This window comes from Spirosoma migulaei (genome assembly GCF_054776855.1).
In genome coordinates this window covers 405,549-431,990 of sequence record NZ_BAAHBG010000027.1, presented here as the reverse complement: position 1 = coordinate 431,990, position 26,442 = coordinate 405,549, and the positions used below count along the sequence as shown (strand labels likewise).

Annotated in this window: 22 protein-coding genes; 5 read left to right on the top strand and 17 right to left on the bottom strand. The window is 46.1% G+C overall.

The genetic code is table 11. The features are described from left to right. Positions 1-71 precede the first annotated feature (71 nt). Positions 72-1,058, bottom strand: a complete 987-nt coding sequence (locus tag ACYVGO_RS26685) for a lipid A deacylase LpxR family protein (RefSeq protein ID WP_460971887.1) — start codon at positions 1,056-1,058, stop codon at positions 72-74. Between the two features lie 128 nt (positions 1,059-1,186). Between ACYVGO_RS26685 and ACYVGO_RS26680 the strand changes: the two genes are divergently transcribed. Continuing rightward, a complete protein-coding gene (locus tag ACYVGO_RS26680; protein ID WP_142772882.1) occupies positions 1,187-1,369 on the top strand; it encodes a hypothetical protein in 183 nt (60 codons plus the stop codon). Here ACYVGO_RS26680 and ACYVGO_RS26675 read toward each other — a convergent pair whose 3' ends face one another. Then, the gene (locus tag ACYVGO_RS26675; protein ID WP_460971886.1) at positions 1,370-2,809 is read right to left on the bottom strand and encodes a C1 family peptidase; all 1,440 of its coding nucleotides are present in this window, start codon (positions 2,807-2,809) and stop codon (positions 1,370-1,372) included. A 20-nt stretch (positions 2,810-2,829) separates the two neighbouring features. Continuing rightward, the gene (locus tag ACYVGO_RS26670) at positions 2,830-3,933 is read right to left on the bottom strand and encodes a caspase family protein (RefSeq protein WP_460971885.1); all 1,104 of its coding nucleotides are present in this window, start codon (positions 3,931-3,933) and stop codon (positions 2,830-2,832) included. A 181-nt stretch (positions 3,934-4,114) separates the two neighbouring features. On the opposite strand from ACYVGO_RS26670, the gene ACYVGO_RS26665 reads away from it, so the two are divergent. Continuing rightward, positions 4,115-6,109 carry a tetratricopeptide repeat-containing sensor histidine kinase gene (locus ACYVGO_RS26665; protein WP_460971884.1) on the top strand — a complete coding sequence of 665 codons (1,995 nt, stop codon included), beginning with the start codon at positions 4,115-4,117 and terminating at the stop codon, positions 6,107-6,109. Positions 6,110-6,214: 105 nt separating this feature from the next. Here ACYVGO_RS26665 and katG read toward each other — a convergent pair whose 3' ends face one another. The 9 genes from katG to ACYVGO_RS26620 all read right to left on the bottom strand — a co-directional run bounded on the left by katG (position 6,215) and on the right by ACYVGO_RS26620 (position 17,929). Then, positions 6,215-8,485 (bottom strand): catalase/peroxidase HPI, encoded by a 2,271-nt coding sequence (gene katG / locus ACYVGO_RS26660; RefSeq protein ID WP_460971883.1) that lies wholly within the window; start codon positions 8,483-8,485, stop codon positions 6,215-6,217. Positions 8,486-8,637: 152 nt separating this feature from the next. Then, the gene (locus tag ACYVGO_RS26655; protein WP_460971882.1) at positions 8,638-9,261 is read right to left on the bottom strand and encodes a class I SAM-dependent methyltransferase; all 624 of its coding nucleotides are present in this window, start codon (positions 9,259-9,261) and stop codon (positions 8,638-8,640) included. A gap of 49 nt (positions 9,262-9,310) precedes the next feature. Continuing rightward, entirely contained in the window at positions 9,311-10,582 is a 1,272-nt protein-coding gene (locus tag ACYVGO_RS26650) for a dipeptidase (RefSeq protein WP_460971881.1), read from the bottom strand. Positions 10,583-10,786: 204 nt separating this feature from the next. Next, complete coding sequence (locus ACYVGO_RS26645; protein ID WP_460971880.1) at positions 10,787-11,197, bottom strand: RidA family protein; 411 nt, start codon at positions 11,195-11,197, stop codon at positions 10,787-10,789. 120 nt (positions 11,198-11,317) lie between these two features. Beyond that, positions 11,318-11,743, bottom strand: a complete 426-nt coding sequence (locus ACYVGO_RS26640; protein WP_142772890.1) for an EthD family reductase — start codon at positions 11,741-11,743, stop codon at positions 11,318-11,320. Positions 11,744-12,858: 1,115 nt separating this feature from the next. Beyond that, positions 12,859-13,548: a hypothetical protein gene (locus ACYVGO_RS26635; RefSeq protein ID WP_460971879.1), complete on the bottom strand. Its 690-nt coding sequence runs from the start codon at positions 13,546-13,548 to the stop codon at positions 12,859-12,861. After that, complete coding sequence (locus ACYVGO_RS26630) at positions 13,497-14,867, bottom strand: hypothetical protein (RefSeq protein ID WP_460971878.1); 1,371 nt, start codon at positions 14,865-14,867, stop codon at positions 13,497-13,499. The genes ACYVGO_RS26635 and ACYVGO_RS26630 overlap by 52 nt, the downstream gene beginning before the upstream one ends. 215 nt (positions 14,868-15,082) lie before the next feature. Next, positions 15,083-16,033: a hypothetical protein gene (locus tag ACYVGO_RS26625; protein ID WP_460971877.1), complete on the bottom strand. Its 951-nt coding sequence runs from the start codon at positions 16,031-16,033 to the stop codon at positions 15,083-15,085. Positions 16,034-16,639: 606 nt separating this feature from the next. Continuing rightward, on the bottom strand, positions 16,640-17,929 hold the full coding sequence (locus tag ACYVGO_RS26620) for a choice-of-anchor Q domain-containing protein (RefSeq protein ID WP_460971876.1): 1,290 nt from the start codon (positions 17,927-17,929) through the stop codon (positions 16,640-16,642). A gap of 147 nt (positions 17,930-18,076) precedes the next feature. Between ACYVGO_RS26620 and ACYVGO_RS26615 the strand changes: the two genes are divergently transcribed. From ACYVGO_RS26615 to ACYVGO_RS26605, 3 genes are read left to right on the top strand one after another with little or no spacing between them, the layout of a single operon-like run. Next, positions 18,077-18,610 (top strand): deoxycytidylate deaminase, encoded by a 534-nt coding sequence (locus tag ACYVGO_RS26615; protein ID WP_460971875.1) that lies wholly within the window; start codon positions 18,077-18,079, stop codon positions 18,608-18,610. Then, a complete protein-coding gene (locus ACYVGO_RS26610) occupies positions 18,607-19,206 on the top strand; it encodes an acyl carrier protein phosphodiesterase (protein WP_460971874.1) in 600 nt (199 codons plus the stop codon). Before ACYVGO_RS26615 ends, ACYVGO_RS26610 begins: the two co-directional genes overlap by 4 nt. A 2-nt stretch (positions 19,207-19,208) precedes the next feature. Beyond that, a complete protein-coding gene (locus tag ACYVGO_RS26605; protein ID WP_460971873.1) occupies positions 19,209-19,658 on the top strand; it encodes a rhodanese-like domain-containing protein in 450 nt (149 codons plus the stop codon). Positions 19,659-19,676: 18 nt separating this feature from the next. Here the strand turns inward: ACYVGO_RS26605 and ACYVGO_RS26600 are convergent, their stop codons facing one another. The 5 genes from ACYVGO_RS26600 to ACYVGO_RS26580 all read right to left on the bottom strand — a co-directional run bounded on the left by ACYVGO_RS26600 (position 19,677) and on the right by ACYVGO_RS26580 (position 26,374). Further along, positions 19,677-21,452: an alpha-L-fucosidase gene (locus ACYVGO_RS26600; RefSeq protein WP_460971872.1), complete on the bottom strand. Its 1,776-nt coding sequence runs from the start codon at positions 21,450-21,452 to the stop codon at positions 19,677-19,679. Positions 21,453-21,539: 87 nt separating this feature from the next. Then, the gene (locus ACYVGO_RS26595; protein WP_460971871.1) at positions 21,540-22,925 is read right to left on the bottom strand and encodes an APC family permease; all 1,386 of its coding nucleotides are present in this window, start codon (positions 22,923-22,925) and stop codon (positions 21,540-21,542) included. A gap of 378 nt (positions 22,926-23,303) precedes the next feature. Beyond that, positions 23,304-24,230, bottom strand: coding sequence for a heme-dependent oxidative N-demethylase family protein (locus ACYVGO_RS26590; protein WP_460971870.1), 927 nt, complete (start codon positions 24,228-24,230; stop codon positions 23,304-23,306). A gap of 19 nt (positions 24,231-24,249) precedes the next feature. Beyond that, on the bottom strand, positions 24,250-25,320 hold the full coding sequence (locus ACYVGO_RS26585) for a mandelate racemase/muconate lactonizing enzyme family protein (protein ID WP_460971869.1): 1,071 nt from the start codon (positions 25,318-25,320) through the stop codon (positions 24,250-24,252). Continuing rightward, a complete protein-coding gene (locus ACYVGO_RS26580; RefSeq protein ID WP_460971868.1) occupies positions 25,310-26,374 on the bottom strand; it encodes a DUF1611 domain-containing protein in 1,065 nt (354 codons plus the stop codon). Before ACYVGO_RS26580 ends, ACYVGO_RS26585 begins: the two co-directional genes overlap by 11 nt. Positions 26,375-26,442: the final 68 nt, after the last annotated feature.

Genomic DNA, 26,442 nt, shown 5'->3' with positions numbered 1-26,442 from the left:
TCGTGTTAGGTACCAGACAATGAGTTACTAACTTTCGCCCTTGGGCAGTCCGTTGAACTCAATAGGGTTGTCTATTGGGCAAATGTACCGAATGATACACCGATTTTAATACCACCCCAACGGTGGGGCTTGCCCGTTTCAAACTCTCGGGTCAGCAAGGACTGATAATATTCCAGATACAGTTTTTTGTACCGGAGCACAGCTCCATAGTTCGCCTGAAAGGTAGTGCGCGCCAGTTGGTCGGTAGGAATCACGTACGGGCTGGTGCGGTTAAACAGGCCGCCTTGCAGAGTGGCATCGTAGCCGACTAAACTGACCAGCGGTTGGGCATATACATACAGTTGAAGCGGTAACCGCCTTTGGGTCGAGGTAGTACCAAACGACGAATCGAACCGACCTGCCATCACCACAAACCCCGTTTGCAACCGATCCGCGAAGGTGCCAACCTGTGCCTGCGCATTAGCGCTGACCGACAGCGCATTCCGATAGGCATAGAGTTGTTTCTCGTAATTGAGGTTGTAATTCAGAATCACGTCGTTGCGAATCTGATGCTGCCAGCCGTGGGGTTCAACACCATTTATGAGTCGATGAATAGCCGCCTGCATTTCGCCCCCAAAAGCAACAGATCCAATCATTCCGGTGCTCAACACCGACGATACTCTGACCCGGCGCAACGTATCAGTTGCTATACTGAACGTTTTGAGCAGAATACAGCCCGCAAAAGGACGGTCACCAACCAAGATGGCGTCGCTTTGGATTGTAGTGGGTGTAAAGCCGAAATGCTCGAGTGCCAGACCGTACTGCACGTGGCTAGCTCTGGCTTTAATGAGCAGCTTCGTAAGGGGATTTTTACGGAGCGCCGGATTGACGACTTCAAAATTGTAGCCCTGTGTATAGTAATAGTCAGTGGTCGTGAAATAATCGTTGTCGTAATGTAGCCGGAAGTAGTTATCGGAGCCCATTTGCCGAAACGACGCCGTATTGTCGATGCGTTGTGCTAAACCTACTAGGGGAATCAACCACCCCAACACGACCAAAATAATTTTAATTGTTTGCATGGTAAGCTATCTACGCCTACACGGGGGCAGCGGATTGATTAGCTTAACTAATTAATGGATAGGTATACTGAGAGAAAAAATTCGTTTATTGTCCTGGGAAGACACAGTTACATCAACTCGATCAAACTATGAAAAAATTAACGCTCTCTCTGGCTTGCTTTTTTTTACTAACCGTAGTTGCATTTGCTCAGGCACACCGAGATACCGGAAGTGGAAATTCATCTGGAATTGACTTCCTGTCTGTAGGTATAGGTATAGTTATTGGAGTCATCATTGGCTATTTGATTGGCTCCCGCGCCAGAAAGGTATAATCAGTTTATATGGTTCATGCCTACCAATAGCGGTACAATACGGCCCCGATTTTGATTCGTCAGGAAAAATCCCATTTTCTTCTCTTTGTAATTAACTTGTTGATAAGGAGTTAAGGCGCTCCCAAAAGCCGCCAGAACACGGCTGGAGAAGGATCCTTTTTGTTCGTTTATTTTTTTGACATAGTCATCTATGTTGATCGCTGTTTCCGAGAACAGAAACAGCCAATATTCCAGACCTGTACTCCCTTCAAGCCTTAGCAGCTTGTCTTTTGGTAAATCCATCCGGGTATCGCGACCGATAAGCGGACTAAAGCCATCTTCAGGAAAGAGCCTGGTAGTTACACTATCGGTTGCATTAGCCGTAATCAGATAGAGGTACGTTTGCTTCGATACGGCAACACTGAATATAAACGGCGTACCTGTTCGCTGAGGTCTTATAACCGAGTAAGCTGCCAGTTCTGTACCCGCTTTTGTTCGCTCAACAGCTTCTTCGGTACCGGTCACGAACGTAGCCAGCGAAATGGTTAAATCGGCCGAGAGAATGATGTTTGATTTGTCGCCAGCGGGTTGTAGGTAAGCCTGATAGCCATATTTGGCATATTGATTAAAGTCAGCATAGGTAATCCAGAAATAGCCTTTATCTCCCCAGGTACTTCCCCAGCTATTGACCAGTTTAAACGCCCCCTTACCAAACATGGTATCGTCGTAACCAACTATGCACATGGCATGGCCAATGCTTAGTGACGTTGATAATTCGGGTTGCCAGCGCGTAAAATTAGCTCGTGCGTTCCCCGAATGTACCCAGGGTAAAAAGGTCTTTGTTCGTGACCCAAGCGTATTACGGAGGGACAGGTTATTCATCGAAGGAGTCGTTTGCATCCCGACGACAACCGGTGAAAGCTCCGACAGTGCTTTTTTGGTAGCTAATGTCTTCGCTTGTTGTTCATCCGACAACCCGAACAACTTCACGTAATCCAATATTCTGGAGTCTGGGTTAACCTTCATGGCAGTTGGTTGCTGGCAGTTCGGAAAAGGAGCCTCCCACAGTAAGGGTAGGCCGTTTTGTTTAATATACTCCAGAGCGTCACCAATATCGAGTCCTCCTGTGCAATCGGTATCACCTGCGTCTTTGACGTTGTTGTAGAGATAAGAGGGAGAAAACCGGAGTGCATCAATCGCCTTTTTGTCGGTTAGTCCCCTCTTTTGAGCTTCTAACAGGGTACGCATGTAGTAGCCTACTGATACGGCTACGCAGGTTCCATTCTCTCCCTGATTAATAACCGAGGGAACATACGCAGACAAATCGACCCGGGGCGGTAGTTTGTTAATTGCCTGGCCAGAGCGCTTCTGAAGTAAATTCTGGTACTTGGTATCGTCGTTATGCAGCCCCTGTCCATACAGCCAGAATGGTAAGAGCAAGAACAGAAAAATTGATTTCATCGGTGCAGGTTTAGACGTGACTATCTTATATACTCTTCACGAATTGTCAAGCTTTTAATCGGCTTCGGCACCGATGGATCGACCTCTTTAGTCGTTATGGATATTGTTTTCAATATGCCTATAAGTTCAATTGATTTACCATCCTCAACGTAACTCAGGGGCTTGTTTAGCTGATCCAGGTACTCGTTCAGGGTGCATTTTTTATGGAGTCTTTCCTCTTCCTTCCATATAAAACTATCATCAGGCAGAAAGAATCGACCGACTTCTACCATAGCATCAACCTGACTCAGCCCCAGGAGTTGCTCACGAATCGGGATTCGTTGGAGTGAATCCCGATTCGTTGCCATAGCATTCAGCAGGCTATTGAGCGTTTCGGTGGCTATTGGGTCGATCGACGCCCGCTGTACAATGGGTAGAATAGTGGTACGGCACGATTTTATTTCCAGCACGGGGGCCTGATTAAATGGTTTTCCAGCTAAACCAACATGCACATAGCTTTCTGTACGGGTGATCAACCGCTGAAACGAAACCGTTGCTATTTCTGCTGGCTTATTGGTTAATAACAGTTCCTGGAAGGCGCTATTTAATGATTTTGTGAAAACTGACCCCTCGTCATCCATCCAGGATGGAACCAGAGGTAACGAACTACCCATTTTCACCAGGCCACAGTTATTCAGAAATAATTGTTGAATAATCTGCTTTCTTGGGTCCCGTTTGTCTAAACCAATAGTACCCTGAATATTGTCTTTTATCACGAATTGAGCACTGCAATCAGCAATCAGCAGGCGTAGATGTACATTCTTTGCTAACAGCCACTTTTGTACTTCGCTAACTGATAAACCTTCTACAGCCGCGTCCTTTAGTTTCCAATTGGCGAAATTACCCGTGTTTTGGGGCGACATAATTCCAAACCCCGAATAATATAGGATAATAATGTCTTTGGCACCCGTCTTGAGCGACGAAATGGTTTTATTGAGTGCGGTACGGGTGAAATCTTTCTTCGACAGGTAGGTTAGTTTCATTGGATATCCCAATCCCCATTCTACTGTTTTGGTGATCTGGTTCATGAGTTCTTCGTTGCGAAGGTTTATCAGACCAAGATTACGATCTTCCTGCTCGAGCATGTAAATTACGTGCAGTCTGGGCGGAGAGGAAGGCTTAGTAGACTTCTGAGCAGAAACTGAGCGACCATAAAAAAATAAAAGTACAAGCAGGAGACTACTTTTCATGGATCTGGTTGATTTTCAGTAAAAATAGCCGAAACTTGCTTCGCTTAACTTTATAAAGCAGCATTCCTTCGCGGGTATGAAGTCCATCAAATTCCTTGTCTTTATCTGGTTGTGGTGTCAGGGAGCCTTTGCCCAGCAAAGTCTATCCGACAGCCTTACGCAGCGACTTTCTCAGCCTCTTGCCGACACTACCCGTGTACTGATACTCGATCAACTAGGTCGTTCCTTAATGTATTCGAAACCGTTTGAGGCTATTCAGCTAGCTCAGGACGGGCTTACTATATCCCGAAAAATTGGGTTTAAGCGAGGAGAGGCTCGTATCCTGAATCGAATCGGAGCTATTTTACGAATTACTGGCAACTATGCGAAAGCGCTTGAAGCCCATCTGGAGTCCGTCCAGGTTGCCGAAGCAATCAACGATATTGACGCTCTAGCCCGAACGTATAATAACATCGGTGTTTTATATTCTGAACGGAAGGATTCGCGCAAAGCCATTGACTACTTTAAAAAGACGCGTGCACTTGCCGAGCAACTGGGCAATACAGATTTGACGCGCACAGCGCTGTCGAACATTGGTGCTGACTATGCCTTCCTGAATCGGTTGGATTCGGCTCTTGTTTACACGCGGGCCGCCTACGAACTGACGCTTCGACTCAACACAAGTGATGCTCAAATTGAGCTGATTAATCTGGGCAATATTTACAAGCGGATGGGGAAAAACGCACTGGCGCTGACCTACTACAAAAAAAGTATCCCTACGTCTGTTGCCGTCAGAAATGACCGCACGCTCAGTTTGACCTATCTCGAAATGGCGGAGGTCTTTCGAAAACTCAATCAGCCAGATTCTGCAATTGGCTACGCAAAACAGTCATTACAACTAGCGCAGGCAGCCAATACACCGGTCAATATTCTCAATGCGGGCAAACTACTGTCAGAGCTGTATGAGACCGCCAATCCGCAACAGGCGTTAGTTTACTTCAAACTGGCCTCCGTGGCTAAAGACAGTTTAGAGAGCGCAGAAAAAGTCAGGAATTTTCAGAACATTGAGTTTACTGAAAAACTCAGGCAACAGGATTTATTACAGGCACAGGAGGCTTATCGAAGCAGGATCATAACTTATGTGTTGCTGGGCATTATATCGGTATTTATAGTCATTGCTTTGTTGCTATACCGGACTAATCGCCATAAACAAAAAGCCAATGTGCTGCTTCAGCACCAGCGCGACGAAATCAATCTGCAACGGGATAAAGCAGAACAAGCGCTTACAGAATTAAAAGCCACCCAAGCCCAGCTTGTCCAGAAAGAGAAATTAGCCAGTCTGGGTGAATTGACGGCCGGCATTGCCCACGAGATACAGAACCCCCTGAACTTCGTCAACAATTTTTCGGAGGTCAGCACCGAATTAGTGAATGAACTCAGGGAAGAAATTCTGGCCGGACGAACCGATGATGCACTGGATATCAGCGACGATTTAACCCAAAATCTCCAGAAGATTACGCATCATGGCAAACGGGCTGGAGCCATTGTTAAAAGCATGTTGGAGCATAGCCGGGCTTCCACAGGTGAGCGAACTTCTACGAATATCAACGACCTCGCCGAGGAATATCTAAGGCTGGCCTATCAGGGGCAGCGGGCCAAAAACAAGGGTTTTACCTGTGAGCTGGTAACAAATTTAGATCCTACCTTAGGTAAGGTTGATATTGTGGCCCAGGATATGGGCCGAGTACTCCTGAATCTGTATAACAATGCCTTTTATTCCGTTCAGGATCAGGCTAAGCAAAGGGGAGAAGCGAGCGCCTATTATCCAAGAGTCACCGTTAGTACTCGCTTTCGAAATGGGCAGGTTGAAATTCGAACGGCAGATAACGGTATGGGCATCCCTGAAAGCATACTACAGAAAATATTTCACCCATTTTTTACGACAAAGCCTACAGGCGAGGGCACTGGGTTAGGGTTGAGTTTGAGCTACGACATTGTCACCAAGGGACATGGTGGCGAGATGAGTGTAGCGAGTCGTGAAGGCGAAGGTGCTGAGTTTCTTATTAGGTTGCCGATCAATCATCCCCTTTAAACTCAAGGCAGGTATGAACGTGAACTAGGCTACTGGAACTAAAAAGGTGGCCCGTTGCCAGACCACCTTTTTTCACTAGAATTCAAATAACCATTGCTTTCGCAATCAGGCCAGATCGAATCGACCCAGATTCATTACCTTATCCCAGGTTGCGATAAAGTCCCGCACGAATTTCTCCTGCGAATCACCACAGCCGTATACTTCCGCAATAGCACGAAGTTCGGAGTTAGAGCCAAAGATCAGATCGACACGCGTGCCAGTCCACTTGGGTTCGCCCGTCTTCCGGTCACTACCCACGAATACGTTCTGGGCATCCGAAGTTGCCCGCCAGGTGGTACCCATATCGAGTAGGTTGACAAAGTAGTCATTCGTGAGCGCTTCTGGACGTTGCGTGAAGACACCGTGTTTCGAATGATCGAAGTTCGTGTTCAGCACACGCATGCCGCCAACAAGAACTGCTAACTGAGGAATAGTCAGCGTCAGCAGTTGGGCTTTGTCAATCAGCATGTCTTCTGCCGCAGACTTATGTCTTGGATTCAGATAGTTGCGGAACCCATCGGCACTTGGTTCCAGTGCTTCAAATGACTGCACGTCAGTTTGTTCCTGCGATGCATCAGCACGTCCTGGTCTGAAAGGTACCGTTACCTCGTGACCCGCATTCTTAGCTGCCTGCTCAATACCTACATTTCCTCCTAATACGATTAGATCGGCAATCGAAATCTTCGTGTCACCAGCCGCATTGTTGAATTCATGTTGGATACTGGTCAATTTCTCCAGCACGGTAGCCAGTTGCGCCGGATTGTTGGCTTCCCAATCCTTCTGCGGTGCCAGACGAACACGACCACCATTAGTACCACCTCGTTTATCAGAGTTACGGAAGGTAGACGCCGAAGCCCAGGCAGTAGATACCAGTTGCGACACCGACAGGCCAGAAGCAAGAATCTGAGCCTTTAGGTTAGCGATGTCCTGATCACTCACCAGTTGATGGGTCACAGCGGGGATAGGATCTTGCCACAGAAGCTCTTCGGTAGGTACTTCCGGGCCAAGGTACCGCTCGATCGGGCCCATATCGCGGTGCGTTAGCTTGAACCACGCCCGAGCAAACGCATCGGCAAACTCATCCGGATTCTCGTAGAAACGTCTTGAAATTTTCTCGTACGCAGGATCTGCCCGCAACGCCAAATCACTCGTCAGCATCATGGGAGCATGGCGCTTTGACGGATCGTGGGCATCGGGCACAGTACCAGCCCCGGCCCCATTCTTTGGCTGCCATTGGTGCGCTCCACCTGGGCTCTTCGTCAACTCCCATTCGTAGTTGAACAGGTGATCAAAGTAATCGTTGCTCCATTGGGTGGGGGTCTTGGTCCAGGTTACCTCAAGACCACTGGTTATGGTATCGGGGCCATGTCCACTGCCAAATGTGTTTTTCCAGCCCAGACTTTGCTCCTCAATGGTTGCACCTTCAGGTTCTGAATGAACGTACTTGCCGGGATCAGCAGCACCGTGAGTTTTACCAAAGGTGTGCCCACCCGCAATAAGGGCAACGGTTTCCTCGTCGTTCATGGCCATACGACCGAAGGTCTCACGAATATCAACAGCAGAGGCAAGCGGATCAGGATTGCCTGCCGGGCCTTCGGGGTTCACATAGATGAGACCCAGATTAGCTGCGCCGAGGGGTTGCTCAAGCGTACGCTCATGGGGGTTGGCATACCGAACCGTATCGCCCAACCACTTGGTTTCGGAACCCCAGTATACATCTTCTTCTGGCTCCCAAACATCCTCACGCCCACCGCCAAAGCCAAACGTCTTCAAGCCCATCGACTCAAGAGCGCAGTTGCCGGTGAGAACCATCAGATCGGCCCACGAAAGTTTCCGTCCGTATTTTTGTTTGATCGGCCAAAGCAGCAAGCGGGCTTTGTCGAGGTTTGTATTGTCGGGCCAGCTGTTGAGTGGGGCAAAGCGAAGCGTACCCGCGCCCGCGCCACCGCGGCCATCGCCAATGCGGTAAGTGCCCGCGCTGTGCCACGCCATCCGAATGAAGAAAGGGCCATAATGACCATAATCAGCTGGCCACCAATCCTGAGATGTGGTCATCAACTCCACGATATCCTTCTTAACGGCCGCCAAATCGAGCGATTTAAATTCCTCGGCGTAGTTAAACTGCTCGCCCATCGGATCAGACAGCGACGAATGCTGACGGAGGATATTCAACTTTAACTGATTTGGCCACCAGTCACGATTTCGGGTGCCACCGCCAGCACTTTTATTTAGCTCACCATGCAAAAATGGGCATTTGCCTACGGTATTAACTTTACTTTGGTCGTTGACGTCCCAAACGGATGGATCCTGTGTGTCCTGCCTTTCGATATTTTCCATTTTCGGTAGAGTTTAATTGTTTAACGAGCCAAATCTAGACTAATCTTTGCTATAGTTTTCATCTATTGTTTTTATCTACCTATAGATAAAATCTATTTACTGGTAAAAGTATGCCAGCCAAGGAAGCGTGGTATAAATGGTAAAATACGGCCTTAGTCCAGATCGACTACCAGTTCATTCAATCGGGCCAGCCAGACCGTACGGTACCCGCAGGTGGGATCTTCTGTAATGTGCTCGACAACGGTAAAGCCTTGTTCCTGAAGAAGGGCTTGGTAGTCAGCAGAATCTAAGCTGGCGTGGTAAAGCGGCTCCCCCTGATAGTTGCCAATTGCTTCGCCGTAGGCAGGACCACTTGTAAAGAGTAAGGCTGCACCCTGGGAAGCGTACGTTCGAAAAACGGGGAACATGCAACGCTGGTCAGCATGGGTAAGGTGAAAGAAACTGTCCCATGCTAAAATGCCCTGAAATTTCTTCTTAATAACAACGGTTCGCATGTCAGCTACTATCCAGTTTTGCTCAGGAAAGCGGTTCCTGCATAGGTCAATGAACGTGGGGGAAGTATCAACGCCAGTTACCGAGCAACCTTGCTCAAGTAAGTATTTTGCAATCGGCTCGCCCATACCGCATCCTAAATCAAGAATTGAAGCACCGGGTGGGTTGAGCGCAAGAAAACGATCAAGCCACGCTTTCTCAAACAGGCTACGACTTCGCTCCTTATTCCATTGCAAGGCATTCCGTTGATATAAACTACTGATCCGTTCGGCGTCTGATTGCATGGGTATAAAAATACGGTTAGGGTTTCATCAGATTGACCGTGTTGTTGACTTATTTATGACCCGAAGTGGCAGAATCAAACACCCGGCAAAAATTACCGCCCCCTATTTTACCAATTTCGTCTTCGCTAAAGCCTGTCTTAAGTAACGCATCAACGACCGCGTAATAGAAACCAGCCTGCTGATCCTGCCAGGCTTCGTTCGTACGTTCGCCAATTCGGCCGCTATTTCTACCGCCGGGGCCATTTTGACTAGCATTAGCACCTGGTCGACCATCCTGAGGTGGCGTACCGGGATTACTTCCGCCCGGTTGGGGAGCTAGGCCACCCGGTCTGGAACCAAAGCTAGCGGCAGATCGGTAAGCCGGAGTCAGTTTGGTATCGGTGCCGATGCAGACATGGTCAACGCCGATGACGTCAACCAAAGCTCTGATATTCTGGGCATAGGCTAGTGTTGAATCTGCCAGATGTGTCCATACCCCAATAACTCCACCTGCGTTGGCAACCCGTTTCGCCTGTTCCTTACTGATGAGCCGTGGGCGCATCATTTTAGCCATATTTTCATTCTGTCCCAGTTGTGTATCGAGCCCGGTATGAGAAATGAGCACCGGGTGGGTTGTGAGTTTTAAGGCCGCATTTATTGTATCATTGCTGCAATGGGTAAGGTCTACAAGAATACCGAGCTTATTACATTCTCGGATGACATCGGCACCGAACGCAGTTAGTCCACCATACTGAGCGGGTTTTGTGTAAACGTCACCCAAAGGCACGGATGCATCGTTGTCATGAAGCAGTCCAAGGTGCCGCAAGCCTCGGCTGTATGCTACCCCAAGCCTATCCAGATGCCCTTCCAGAAAGTGACCACCCTCAACCGATTGAATAAGTGCTGGCTGGTGCTTCGTATGAGCAGAACGCAGGTCGGCCAGATTCATTGAACGCTTTAGGTTGTTGCTTTGCAGCATCTGGTCCATTGCATCCAATCCGGTTATGAACCGATTATAGGCATCGCCAGGGTTACGTAACTGTTGATAGTCAACAGCAAATGTCATGCAGATAGCCGATAAGCCTGACTTCTTCATCTCGCCCGCCAGATCGACTGTTGGACCCGGCAACTCGGCAGCATCTAGCGGAACATCGATATGATTGTGAGTATCAACGCCAATCGTGTTGGCTACGATTGTGGTTACCCGTGGATCGATCTCATCTGGATGGGCTGCATCGCCAGCCCATGACAGCAGCGGGTTCATGGCCAGTACTGTTCCTGCTCCGGTTAAGGTGTTAATAAATGTCCGCCGTGTCCATGCCAGCTGGTTATTTTTTTTCATGATTTTCGTTAGGTGAATTACCAGAAGGATTAGATTCTTCCACCGCTGATTTCTGATCAGCATCGTTTGATAAAGACAGACCTTCTGGAATGCCCTGGTTTTGACCGATTAGGTATTTTCAATACCGTATACGCATGTCATGTGCTGTATTGTTGCACCCATACCAATCGTAGCTGTAGGGCAATTTTGGTCAGTTCACCTTACCTATTTTTCTCTTTTGAAGGCAACCGCTTCAATTTCCACTAAATAGTCGGGATTGGCTAAACCGGCAACAATGATTCCAGTAATTACAGGGGGATTACTTAATTTTTTCAGAAAGCCCTGAGCGCCTTCAAAGCCCTTTCGTACGTCCTGGCCTTGAACAATATAAATTGTTAATTTAAACAAGTCATCTATCGTGGCATCGCAGGCATTTAGAGCAGTTTCAATGTTTTTTAAAACATACTCTGTTTGTAAGGTTATATCACCTTTCCCAATTATTTCCAGGTCTTTTGTTATTGCGTTCTGGCCGCCAATATAAATTGTACTTCCATTTCCTTTTGTAATGGCTACCTGAGAGAAAGCAGGATTTTTTAGTAATTGGTCCGGGTTCAGAAATTCTATGCTTGAGTTCATAGTGTATGGATGTTGGTTAGTCAATGAACATGAACTAGTTAACACATGACCTATGGCGCACACAACGCCGAAGAGCAAATCCCAACTGGACAAACCGGGCGTTTCTGAAAAGTTTAAAAATCACTTTACCACTTCACTAATCAGTATTGTAGGACTGATATTGGTGTACTTCGGAAAATCTGCCCGTATAGCCTCTCTATTTGGGGCGATAGCCGCCTGATAATCAGGTAGACTCTTAACATAAAAACTTCCAATAGCCATGAATGGTAATGGAGAGTTGGGGATTCCACTTGAAATACCTTTTTCTATGGTATAACGTACCAAATTAGACCCTAACAAACCTGCTACAAATGGCATATGACTTTTTTCGTAATAATCCATATCGAACGTTTTACCTTCTGCATAAGGGTATAAAATGGACACCTTAACCAGACCTTTTTCGACAACGTCCGCTTGGTTTTCGGATTTAGGAGCCTGCTTTTGTTGAGCAAATGTTGAAAAACATGGGCCCAGAACTAATAAAACGAATACGAGTTTACGTTTCATACTGCTATTTTTTAATTGTTTCTATATTTAAATGCATTGATTACGAGTAAGTTAACTTCTTGAACTGCCGAATTCGTACCTTTGGGAGAGAGCAGCCTGTCGACCAAAAGCTACCGCAAGCGGAGCAGCTAGAAACCCTGTTGGCTAATCCGATTTTGCAATTTGGTTAATATTTTTAAACTCTTCCAGGATTTCCTTTTGAAACTAAATGGTCGTTATTCTGCTCCATTAATAGACCAGGTTGGGAGTTGAACGTTTTGCTTCCTAAGCCAACTATAAATACCAGCACACCCAACATGTATCTCTTAAATTAGGCATTTCAATTAACTCTGTCGCAAAGATGCTACCCAGCAAACCTTGACTTGTGGGGTATTCGCGCTACCAGCCGCAATCTGCCGAATGTGTATCTTACCGCAGGGATATGCAACCTTTGGCCAGTAACCCGCCTTGCACGCCCAACTTGGCCGTTTCAACCCCACGCTCGCAGAAGTTGATATAAATGCCATTTGAGTATAAATGATTTCACCCTGCTCACTCCGAAGTATTAAACTTGTGTAATGCATAAAACTAAATGCGTTGAATAAAGCAGGGCGCGTATCCTAATTGCATCTAATGAACTGAGTACCGTTTTCATCGGTACAGGATAAGTCAAAAATGCCGCTCCGGCTGTCGATTGTTAAGGACTCAAACGCATTCTTGTCGTTATGAATCTCACGAATGGGTGTATACAACTTGATGAGCGCCTGTTAATCCGTGCGAATAAAAAATTAGCCATTGTGTCATTGCTACTCACTTGCTTTTCTCCATATGTGGGAAATTCAACTTGAATAAGCTGCGCTAAGTGCAATACTTGATTATCAGGTTTATTTGGAAAGCGGTCATGCCAAGGAAATGTTCCTTTAGTTGATGATTCGCCGTAAACCATAACTCCGTTGGCGTCAAGTCGTAAAAAGGAGAAATTGCAGCCCAATGAGCGTCGCTCAGTAGTTTCCGTTGTTTAGTGCTTTGTGCATCTTGGTCGATACAAAAATGGCTCGAGCTTAGCCTATAATAAGTCTCAAACACGTTCTAATCCGTTCTCTTGCAGAATGTGTAAGTCGTCAATGAAGGCCTATTCAATCTATCCCTTTGACAAAAATTTTACTGTCGGAGGAGGAAAATCTAATTATTCCGCCGTGATAAATAATACGTTGTGCTTGGGCTGAAGTAGTAGAAACGGTGATAGAATGATTAGAATTAATTACTACCACATCATCTGATGTTGGTACATGTCCGCACGACCAAATGGAAGAATCAACCCAGTCCCCAGATTTAAGGGATTCACAGAAGCTTACTGCTGGCACTATTTTATGAAGTATGGTTATAAGTTCACCGGTAATATTTAAATCATCATTACTATAGTTCAAAGAATTTCTAATTTTCAGACCTTTATAACTATTATCCAGGATTTGACTTGTATCATCATCCATAACTAAATATTGGTCTTTATATAAAGACCAATTACCTGACTTTGGTGAATTGAATATATCGATTCCACTATATAAACTTTCATTTTTGAATGTTATTTTTATATTCCTTACATCATAGGTATTAGTTGTAGAGTCTGAATTATATAAATCTAAAGAGTCAGTAGAGGTAACTAAAATTAATCTACTATACTTCCATGTTGTGTTTAGTAAATTTTCTACTTGCCCCATTGACTTAGACAAAGAAAAAAATAATAGAAATATAGTAACGATAAATCTCATTTTTTTTACTTGTTGATTGATTTTAAAAATCTTGAATCTACTTGTTGAAATAGCCATGCGCCTGCTGTGGTATTAGCCACACCCATTGCTTGTCCTTCGGATGTATCTCCTAAGTAAGAACGTCCCACGCCAACCGTTTTTAGTTTAATTTCCCCGCATTCTTCTACAATTGTTCTAACAACTCTGCCGGGGTAAAGAAAATGCCCTATTTCAGTATAATTAGATATTGAATGTGTATGTTCATCAATGATTTGAGTTATAGGATTTCCTGTGATGTTTTGATTTAAATATCGTCTGAACAATCCTCCCAATGATCCGCCATACTGCTTTAATAGTAACAGATTGATAGCAACTGAAGTAACAGCTGGTAAAACGACACGAGCACAGTTATTAACTTTTTGATCCACCGTAGTAAACAATAATTGTGACAAAGCCATACCTCCCGCGCCATAAGGAATTGCATCTTTAGGAATTGGTGCATTGTTCCAGACATTATCCTTCAATGACTTCCAAACATTTTCGACCGTGCACTTAGAATTTCCTGAATTTGTTTTACAGACAGAGGTCACCACATTATACTGATGGTAATCTTTTCTATTATCCCGACCATTCCTGGTGAAGTTATAAATATCTTCAGCTAAAGGATTTTGACAATTAAGAGTGCTTGGAGGAGGGGTGTCGCTAATTATATTTATTGGACTACTAGGATCACTTTGACCAACATTGCAAACTTTAGTATCGCACCTTACTCTAAATGTTCCTACACCTACCGTTATTTTATTTATGGATGATTTAGTCCAGAAATTATCGCAATCGTTTTTCCATTCGTAGTCATTATCTGTAACACACCCATCACCAGTAAGTATAGCGGTCTCATCCAACAATAAGAGGCCTTTAGAGGAAATAACCGTGGGTTTTGGGTCAATAACGGTTAGACTAAAACTACCTTCATAACCTTGTGTAGTTCGTAAAATTGCTCCATTTCTATCAATCAATGTATATGATGTCGTGAATCTAATGGAATAAACCGTCCTTCCGCTTACCGTATTTAATGGGGTAACATGGGCAACCCCCGGAGAAAAATCTATAGGTAATCCTGGCGTTATCTCGATTGTTGGAATTGCATACGTGATGGTCCCTGTTCTTGCGTCAGAAATCTGACTATAAACTACATCAAAACAAAATTGTGCAGTTTCATTCTTGCAAATATACAATCCAATAGCTGGGTCATTTTTAATCAAATCACTACAAGGGCGGATAGGAATTATCGCAGTCTGGCAGTATGATTGCCCAATTATTATCACCCAGAAAAATAATGTCAGCCATTTATACATAATTGCAATTCCAGGATTAAATTTCACCAAATTATCAAGCAAGTGCTGGCACAAACTAAGTGGGACATCTGTCAATAGGAATCCGGCCAATGAGCCCAAGCCTAATTTCGAAGCTGCCCTGTTTGCCGTCCGAAGGCTGCCTTATAACACTTGAACGGCAACCAACCAAATTGACGTGCAGCTTGTCGCATGCCAGGCTAACTTAGATGTTGCTCAATCACAACGGCCTAAATTCTGATAGAACGGTATTTAATGATTTACTCGAAAATTATTGCTTTGACACAAGCATCCTTATAAACAGCAATAGGGTTTTCATCCTTTTTTTTATCAGAAATTATCAATTTATTAGATAACTCCATGAACAGATAAGTATCGGCAATTTCGCTTTCGTTCGCTTGAATATTATTATAAGTACCTTGCAAAGTTTCTTTGCAAGCATCATCCTTAATTATTCTTACACATACTGGATAAGCACCGCCAAAAGACTGCGAAATATTAGGGATAATAAATTTAGCGAAAAAATCTAAATAGCTAAACATGAAAAACACAAAAATGCCGATTAAAATAGATACTATAACTCGAGTATAGTCACTTATTTTCTCGTCATTTATGTTTAATTTGGTGAAGTTTTTTATGTAAAGGTTTATGACAGAATATTTTTCAGTAATTAGGAAATCCGGAATTTCAATCTTACTATTATTTAGTAAAATTAATTTCTTAATTGACTCTCTATCAGTATAATATTCATTGTATAAAAAATATAAAATTATCATTGGTATTCCAAGGAAAAATAATTGAGGAACCAATAAAGCTTTTAATTCATTGAAGCTCATTACTGTTTCGCCTACTTTTTTTACCATAGTTTTAGGGCCAACAAAAAATAGATAGGAAACAATTGATAATAAAAACAAAAAAAATAATAATATAATTTTTTTTGTTATAACAATTAATAAATTTAAATAATAATTATTGAAGTGATTATATGTGTCATAAAATATTATATAATTAAAACCATTTAGCAATATGATAAATATAACAAAGGGGTAGAGTGAAATTCCGCCAATGAAAAAGTATTTTATTTCTATAAAATCAGAATTGGAAATATTGTACTTAGCTAAATAAAAATTTGTAGTAATCATTCCCACCAGATAACAGACACTTAAAATAGAAATGATTAATTCAGAAGCAGTCGATAATTTTTCTTTCATATACACCTGACATAATTTTAAAACCGAGCTGACTTATAGTCAAGACTGTGAGCACTTACTTTCTTTCTGCTAGCTGAGCTCTACGTTTAAAACATGCTCAACTAGAATGTTCAACCTATCACAAGTAGCTCGGAAATGTGCGCCTAAAGCCTAACCAAGACGAGTGACTGTGCCGCCGGCAACCCGCCTTTAACTCATATTCTGTTGTGCACACTTAACACAATAATATAAAGTCGCAATTTTAGATTATTTGGTATACTAAAACAAGGGGAACGGCGATTTTTGTTTCTCGGTTAGGCTAACAAGTTTGGGACATCCAAGGCTAGACTAATTACTTTTTTGGGCCGATAAACAACTTTATAGGATTACATGGTTGGGCGAGATTCGACGAAATCCACGATGCATGAAACGATGCACCTAGGGCTGGCTACACGCTAAAAAGCAAGTTTTTACGCCTATCGCAGGTATGCCTGCTGCTCAGGCCACGTGGAGAATTCAATTAAAACAGCTAGTAATCCGGCTCACACAGGCTGACAGAAGAAGCCTTGTGTTCAGTACAATTTTTAGGGGCAATTCTGTAGGTTTATTAGGTAGGTTGTGATGGCTTTATTTTTTCTTCTCCACAAAAAAAGGCAGACAAGGAAAGCCGAAACAGGAGGTGAACTCATAGGCACCTATATCTACTCGTCCGCCTTGTATGCGGGGTAACCCGGCAAGGTCTGTGATAGGAAGGCCTGTACTGGTTGGATCACCCGCGTTAATAGCGGGGCTATTGGGGTTTAGTCGAAAATCGTAGTTGATTCTGTCGACAAAGAGGGGGTCTGTAGTAAGGTTTCCTATTCCAGGATAGCCGTCCTGGATTATAGAATAGGTAACTGAAAAATGCCTTATATTCGTTTGAATTCCTCTGTCATACAAAGCAGTGTTTCCCCAAATAAAGCAATTTGTAAGTAGTAGATGCGGGGTTGCTCTGGCAGCACTGGTATCACTTACTATGCCACCACCATACAATTGAGCATGATTATTAACGATTGAGCAGTTTGTGAGCACCATATGTCCATTGTTGTCAACAATTCCACCACCACTTAGGGAGGAATTACCAGCAATTAGACAATTTACAAGAGTAGGATTACCGTCATACCCGTCAAGGCCATTCACAAAGCCACCTCCCGTATTATTGACGATTTTGGTGTTAACCATTGCAAGATTACCCCGAATTAGGGCAACTCCACCTCCACCGTATTCTGCTGTATTATTCTCTATGATGCAGTTAATAATAGAAGGACTCTTGCTGTTGTCAGTAAAAGTTGCACTAAAGATGCCACCACCAAAATAGGCGGAATTACCAGTAATTGTACAATTACTGATGGTTGGGGCACTATAATTATTAGCTGGAAGGTTCGGGAAGGATCGATTGGAAATTCCACCGCCATATGGAAAAGTCTCTTTTGCATTCCCACCGGTAATGACTACACCATCCAGACGAGTGTTTTCAGATACTTGAACAAACTCGACTACGGAAATGCTATTATCACTAGTATTATTTAATATACCTATATCTCCTGATAGGGTGGTACTTGAAGGCTGTGTTAGCCGACGAGATGATAAGCTAGTTTCTGAACCGCTAAAACCGCCATACAACTGAACCCCAGATGCAATTTGAAAAGGTGATCGGTCGGTTGTAGTAGTGGGCTTATACGTTCCGGCCGCTACCCAGAATTGCGTTCCGGCAGATGCAGTAGCTACTTGGTTTGGTAACTGCGTACCGGGTATCGCGTTCGACCAGGATGTACCACTCTTGTCGCCAGCGCCAGATGGTGTAACATGAACAATCGGTTGAGAATGGGTGGCAAAGGAGATAAGCAGGCTGGAAAAAAACAGAAAAAAAATCTTCATGAAGGCAAGCTGAAGGAGTTGTATGGATACTTGAAAATAAGAACAAAAACTGTGCCTTTAGTTAACTAAAACCAAGATAAGTGACATTAGTTAGTTAAATGCTCCCTTAACCTATTATTTACCTGAATCCGCACGTACCTTTACGGGATGACACCCTCAACGGATACCCCAATTTCTCATGCCAACCCAACGGTAGACCGACCGCGATTCGATGATATTTTCATGGACCTGGCCGTGAATCTGGCCAAACGGTCGCATTGCATCAAGGCGCAGGTAGGGGCCGTGTTGACCCGCGATACCCGGATTATTTCCATCGGCTACAACGGTCCTCCGGCGGGTACCCACAATTGTGATGAAGAATTTCCCGGTATAGGTTGCCCCCGCGACTCGAAAGGCTCCTGCTCGCTGGCGTTGCACGCAGAACAAAATGCGATTTTGTATGCAGCTAAAAATGGCTCTGAAATTGAAGGTTCAACCATCTACGTGACCTTATCGCCCTGTATTGCCTGCGCCCGAATTATTTACAGTATGAAAATTGCCCGGGTTGTTTACCTGAACTCCTACGCTGAATACAAAGGTATACCTTCCGATGAGGGCGTCGATTTTCTGCGTCGGTTTGGCGTAACCGTGGAGCGCTATGTATCTGGTGTGGTGCCATCTACAGAGAAATTGGCGGCATGAACATTCTGGCGCACGCGTATCTTTCGGGCCGACAAACAGAATTACTTCTCGGGAATTTTAGTGGTGATTTTATCAAAGGTGATCCGGCCAGCCCGCGTCATAACCTGACAGCGGGTGTAGTTGCTGGCGTTCGTCTGCACCGCGCCATTGATACGTTTACGGACGGCCATCCCGATGTTGCGGCTGTACGGGATCTGTTGCATCCGCGCTGCCACAAATATGCGGGAGCCGCTGTCGATATTTTTTTTGACCACTTTCTGGCCATCAATTTTCAGTTGCTAACAGGCGAGGTGCTGGCGGAGTTTATTCCGTATTTCTATCAGACATTACAGGAAAATCGATTCGTACTACCGCCTAGTGCCGCTCGCATGGCCGATTACATGATTCGGCAGGATTGGCTAACGAGTTATCAGTTTCTTGACGGCATTGACCGCTCATTGAAAGGCGTCTCCCGCCGAACGGCTTACCCCTCGGGATTAGATACGGCAATCGAGGATTTGGTAACGTATTATGACTTGATTGCCGGGCATTTCGCGTATTTTTGGCCCGCATTAGTCGAACATTGTCAACAGACGCGTATTGCGTTAATTATATAGCTATGAAACTTACAAAAGTAGTACCCTCACTGGTTGGCCTTGCCCTCATTCTCTGCCTCGTTATTGCCCAGGTAGGTTGGAAAAACGCCGAGCCCTGGCGCCCGGAACAGCTGCTCGAACCTGCCGATCTGGCGGCTACCATTACGGATGCGAAAGCGGCCAAGCCACTCATTATCAGCATCGGCCCGGCGGCTACTATTAAAACATCAATCGGCGTTGGACCCGGTAGCGAAGCTGAGAATCTGGCTAAGTTGGAGAAATTGCTAAGCAAAGAGCCAAAGAACCGCGATATAGTGATCTACTGCGGATGCTGCCCGTTCGCAAAATGCCCAAACGTTCGCCCGGCGTTTACGAAGCTCAATGAACTGGGGTTCAAGAATCACAAGCTGCTGAATGTGAGCAAAAACCTCAAAACCGACTGGATCGATAAAGATTATCCGGTGATCGAGTAATTGAGAGAAACCATAGCATCAATTTGAGCCCTTAGGTGGGAACACCTGAAATTCGCGGATGCCGATACTGCCCGTGGACTCCTGAATAACGAGCCGAAGTCGCTGCGCCATCACCGGGGAAACTGTCTGCCTCCAGTTACTGCCGGGTTGCTGACCAGTGGATAGGGTTACCCATTCGTTTCCCTGCTGATACTGAATCGAAAATCGTCCGATTTGAGCGATAGGCTTCGAATTGGGCTTCGATGAGAAATCGCTGACAACGATTTCCCCAATTCGTTGCGGTTTTACCAGGTCGACTTCCAGCCAGCCAGTCGGATTATACATGGCCTGTATTGTTACCGATTGAAACGAGAGGTCTTTTCCATAGGCTGCTTCAAAGTTTGCGTCTGTCCGGCGACCTAATTTCCAGTACGTGTTGGGGTCATCGTCCAGGGCAGCACTGGCATCGTGTAAAAAATGACTGAGTTCGCTGGAGGCCTTGGCTGGCTTCGTGTAAGCAAGTGACCCCGTTTTCGTGAACGGCCGAATCAATGGTATGGTCGCAGTGGGTCTATCTACAGTAAGCGCAATGATCGTCGCAATAGAATCGCGCATAGCGGCCGGAACCGTAAGTTGCAACTTCTCCTTTCCCTGATTAAAAACAATTGAACGACCATCCATCAAAGTGGCCTTTTTTAGAATCGCGGGGAGGGGCGGCAACGTAATCATTCCATCCGTACCCGACAAAATATGCACGTAAATGGTGCTGCCCTTCCGGGTACAAACGTAGGACCCGGTGGGTGTATAGGGGCCGCCCAGGGTACCGTAAATAGCGGTTGACCGGGGAGCTATCCAGGCCCCGAGTTCGTGCAGGCGGTTCGCGAATAGGGGAGGAAACTGCCCCAGACTGTCCGGACCAACATTGAGCAGTAAATTGCCATTGCCACCCACGCAACGAAGCAGCGTATGGACCGATTCGCGTAGACTCCTGGGGGTATCTCCAAATTTCCAGGACCACTGATGCCCCATGTTCGTACAGGTTTCCCAGGGTGTTTGTCCAAACCCAGCAACAAACCCTTCAGGCGTGGTGTAGTCGCCATACTTCCCCGGCTGACTGTGTGATTCATCGGGCGTAAAGGCTTCTAGTCGGTTGTTCAGAATAATACCTGGCTGAAGTCGATGAGCGAGTTCATAAATCGGTTTCGGATTGGCAGGCGATGGTGAGCCTTCATAATCGAACCACAACAGGCTTACCTTTCCGTAATTGCTCAGCAATTCAGTAAGTTGAGTCATCATGCGGGCGTTAAACGCATCGTTACTGACCGGATTTCGGCAGTCCGGATCTTTCCAGTCGGCCGGTGAAAAATACCACCCTAAGGAAAGGCCCGCTTCATGAACGGCATCCGCCAGTTCTTTGCAGACATCCCGGCCAAATGGGGTCGACATGATGTTATAGGGTATGGTTTGCGTATTCCATAGGCAGAATCCATCGTGGTGTTTGGCGGTGAGTACTACGTATTTCATGCCGCCTGCTTTGGCTTGAGCCACCCATTCCCTGGCATTGAAGTGTATGGGGTTGAACCGGCGATACAGCGAGTCGTATTTGCTTTTGCCATAGTCATTTCGCGACCAGCTTATTTCTCTTCCGGTGAGCGATACGGGTCCCCAGTGAATAAACAGGCCAAATCGGGCATCGCGCCACCACTGGAGTCGCTGGCTTTGGGGCAAAGCCGATTGCGCCTGGGAATTGATCGTTAGGAACAGTGCCACCACAGCAAGGTGAAGGCGGAGTGGGTTTATCAAGGAAAGCTGCATAAAACCGAAACAGGTGGCTAACTCGTAATCACGAAACCCCTGATTGGTAACAAAGAGAAGAAGCGGATTCGTCTAATGGTTATACGCTTAAACAATATCGATAATGTCAACGGGATCTGACTCAGGCACGGGTGGTTTGGATTGCCAATACCAATAAAAGGGCAGTCCGGTGGCAATCAGGCCTAACCCTGTTAATGCCTCCCGGGGTTGATTGATGAGGGTCATCACGACCAGCAGTATACAGCAGCAACAGAAAAAAGCAGGTACAACGGGATAGCCAATAACCCGGTAGGGGCGATGTAAATCGGGTTGTTTGTAGCGTAATAACAGCACACCAAAGGCCGTAGCACCGTAGAAAATAAAGGAGGCAAACACTAGCATGTCTGTTAACTGATCGAAGCTACCTGACCACACCAGAATGACCGACCAAACAGCTTGAAGCAATATGGCGACCGATGGCGTTTTATAACGAGGATGGATAACGGCAGCAGCTTTAAAGAATAAGCCGTCGCGAGCCATGGCGAAGAAAACCCGTGCTGGCATTAAAATGGACGCGTTGGTTGAGTTGGATGTGGTGACCAATATCAGGATGGAAATAAACAGGGCACCAGCCCAACCAGCCGCCTGACGGACTACTTCAACAGCCGCAATTTTTCCGGGGGTACTGGCCAGCGTTGCCAGGTCGCCAATGGGGAGTACGTACACGTAAACGATGTTCAGCAGCACGTAAATTCCAACAACGATACTCGTTCCGACGCCCAGGGCAATCGGTAGGTTTCGTTGCGGATTTTTGACCTCCTCGCCAATGTAGGCAATCTGATTCCAGCCTTCGTAGCCCCAAAAGGCACCCAGCGATGCAACGACAAGAGATCCTAGTAAACTTCCGTGAGCAGTGGTTGCTTTTACAGAGATGGATTCTGTCAGATTAGCAATACTGCCCGTTTTAGCCGCAAAACCAACAACCGCAATGATGGCTACGGCACCAAACGTTAAATAAATAAGTCCCCGGCTCAGTCCCTCAGCAAATGTGACGCCCCTATAGTTAATCAGGCTTAGAAACGTTATGAGTCCAGTTGCTACACATTTTACCGCTAATTCAACCACTCCATTGTCCAGCCCTATCAAGGAAACCAGCGATTGACCAAAAATATGCGCCAATGCAGCAATCGTGGCGGTTCGCATAACCGTGAATGCCCCCCATCCGTACATAAAAGCGAATAAACGACCGTACACTTTCTTGAAATAAACGTACTCGCCACCCGATTGGGGAAACATACCTGCCATCTCGGCATACGTAAGTGCCCCCGCCAGACTAACAACCCCGGCGGCAATCCAGCAAGCCATAACCAGAAGGGGGGACCCTAGCTCAGCTGCCATGGGTGCAACCTTTTTGAAAACTCCCGATCCGACAATGCCGCTCACAACCAATAAAATGGCAGGACGTAACTCGATTGTGCGCGAAAGTTTATTCATGTCGATTATTTGGCTATTTGAGGAGATGGCCGAAAGAATAATTTATGAAATCGTAATAATACGGATTAATTTAGTTTCTGTAGTATCGGGTTCTCAAACCCGACATAACAGTTAGAACAAAATGTCGGATTCTTCAACCTACAGTGTATACACATCTTTTTTCGGTCGCGTAGCGATCTAATGTTTGTAGGGATACCCGAATTTTACCCTGTTTTCTGATCGAGTAGCGATCTAACAAGGGGTGTGATTCGATCGCTACGCGACCCATATGGTCGAATGTGACCGTTTTGTTACAAACATTTGATGCCTAACGGCATCTCAAGGATGGGTATACACCGTAAGCTTGAGAACCCGACACCATAACAAGAATAAAAAACGTCATTTACGACACGTTTTGCCCAAATAAGCCAGCAAGGCGGGTAAAAAGTCCGTCATGCTTTTATAGGCAATCATAGCTGGGGGGGTAGTGCTGAATACACTAGCCATACGACTGGCGCGCTCCGGGTCGCTGGCTTCATGAGCAAGCAGGCTCTGGTAGGTTCGGATGCCAAACAGGACCGCTCCAGATAAGGGCAATCGGGTAAGGGTTTGCCGTTCTATTCGCAGGTAGAGTTGCTCACCAATCGTTTCGGAGGTTAGGTAGGGTAATGTGTCCCTAAGGAGCTGATCCAGGCTTGGCTTGTGTCGACTTGTCATATCCAGTTGGTCGCTTACTTTCACGCTCCAGTTCAGTCGCCAAACCGGGCGTCCCACGGGCAGGCGTGTCATTAACTGCTGGGCGGCTCGCATCATCGGCTCGACTATCGAAACAATGGGTGCATGAATTTGCCAGAAAGGGAGCCCGATTTTCTCATCCAGACTCCAGTCGTTCCCAAAACAAAGCTGACCCGCTACTAATCGGGCATCGTCGCCCGCCAGCAGAACCAAATCTTCCTGAACCTGCCGCCCCACCCAATCCAATGGATCATAGGGTAGGGTTTGTTTATCGCCAAATGTAAATGTTGTTTCTTCGTTCAAACGTAGGTTTAGCCAATACCAACGATTGCCTTCCTGACGAAGACTAAACGAAGTAGGATAGAACTGAACCAGGTTTTCAACGATCAGCTTTACAACCTCCCACTGGGCTGTTTCATAACCCGATTGCGCCTGGTAGTAGTACGTTGGCAACGCTGTCAGAAGCTTCCGCTTGAGGGCAATCACCGCTGGGTAGTGCTCATCGACTTCCACAAGCCGGTCGCTTTCGAGCAGCGGGAAAGTGCCCATCTTATCGTTGAACTGTTGACCAAACGGGAAGTAGGGGAGCATGGGTTGAGAGATACAGAAGCTAGGACAGACTGGTAAGGCCAAGGCCGGGTTCGTTTGTTGGGCGCATCAGTCCATCTTTCAGTATAAAGCCCCCCGTTACGATGTCTTCAGCCAGATCCAGACTACCGTCGAGGTCAATATAGCGCGTATTGGAACAGGCAAAGGCTACATGCAAGGCAGCAGCGATACTCACCCGACTTTCGTCATTACATCCCCAAAATAGGGAAATGTTAGCAGGTTTAGCAATAATAGCTATGGCAAGTGCGGCCCGTATGCCTCCACACTTCATCAGTTTGATATTATAAATACCGAATGGCTGGGGTTGATGTGCCAGTTTCAGGGCGGCTTTGTGGCCTTTCAACGACTCATCAGCTGCCAATAAACGCCTTGTCTCATCGGGTAAAGCCAATAATTCCAGCTCCTGCCCAACAGGAAGGGGTTGTTCCACTAATTCTACATCGACAAAACGAGTGGCAGCAAGAAATTTCTGTAAGTCAGCCAGTGAATATCCCTGATTGGCGTCAACCCGAATGGTTAGGTTTTTTCCATAAATCTCACGGAGTTTGACAATCCGCTCGATATCTTCGTCAACATTAAGGCCAGTTTTTACTTTTAAGACACGAAACCCCTGTTGATAAAATGCGGCTGCTTCGGCCAGCGTATCGCCTAGGTTCATGATGCCTATAGTCACGGAAGTAGGCATCGACCGGATTTTCTGACCGTAGAATTGAACAATAGGGACACCCAGATACTGGCCAAACGCATCGTGAAGCGCAATGTCCAGCGCGGCCAGCGTACCCGGCGCATTTGGAAACTGGTGACGGGCTTCGTCGATCAGCGAATTAAACAGCCGGATATCGCGCCCCACTAAGCTGTTTACCCACTCACTTTGGAGATTTTGCAAAACCTGATCGGGGGATTCTCCGACTACTTCGGGCGATGGATTTGATGCCCCTATGCCTACAATACCATGAACCAGCTCAATTTCAAGAAAGACGTTCTCAACGGTCGAAATGGTTTGATAAGCAATGGTATAGGGTTTGGTTAGGGTCAAATCCCGGCAATAGGCACGAATGGCATTAATGCGCATGAACGGTGGTAGTTAAGGTCTGTATACTAGGCACAATTGCATCGACACCTTCTTCCAGTGGTAATAGCACCGGAATACCCAGTTGGTCTGCATATTGTTTTTGATAGGCAAAGGCTTCTTCCCGGCTGCAATGTTCGGTATTTAAGGCCAGGGCAATAACGGTTGCGCCGTAGGCATTGATCAGATTTATTTCGGTTTCAACGGGTGGTATACGGCCCCAGTGTTCTTCATGGTCGTAAAAGATTCTGGTGGGGGCATGAACCAGCACCACATGTCGGGCGTTTCCCGACACTAAAAACTCGGAGCCACAGGGCCCGCTGGGGTTTCGGAGGGCGGCTTGTCCTTCAATTAACAGTACATCGGCACCAGTTTCGCGCCAGCAGGAAACCAGTGCATGCTCCAGCTCGCCCGATACGAAATCGTTGAGCGTTGAATCGAAAATAAACCCGTATTGCACACCTTGCAACCAGCCGGTTTGACCGGTATAGATCATCTGGGCATTGATACCCTGCCGTCCGCAGGCTTCCCGAATCAGGCGAGTCGTAGTGCGCTTACCGAGGGCGCAGTCGGTGCCGATGACTGCAATAATTGGAGCGGTTATCTGGTTAATCTCGCCCGTCCAGAAGTGGAGCTCCTGGCGGGTCTTGGGGCGTCGAACATCAATGAGCTGCCCGCCGAATTGTTGGGATAGCGCAACCAGATCGGGTTTTTCGCTCAGGAATTCATGAAGGCCATTGACAACCGACAATCCTTTTTCCAGACTACGACGAATATCCGTCAGCATGGTTGGTGGCAAAACGCCCCCACTCGTTGCAACCGAAACAATGGCGTAAGACACAGGCCCAACCTGCGCAAGAGCCTCATCGACCGACGCGAATATGGGAATGTTGCGTACTTGTCCATCAAGGACAGCACCAGCGTCCTGCCCGGCGGTTGGTGCATCCACGACACCCACAATGGTATATCGGTCCGATCCACGAATTAGTCCGTGAGCCGTTTTGGCATTCGGGGTGCTTAAAATGCCATCCGTAAGTAGAATAGCCCGATTACTCATCTCCAAATTGTTCTAAAAATTTCGATAAATCTATGAATTCGTTCTTATAATCGTTTAATTAGTTGAAT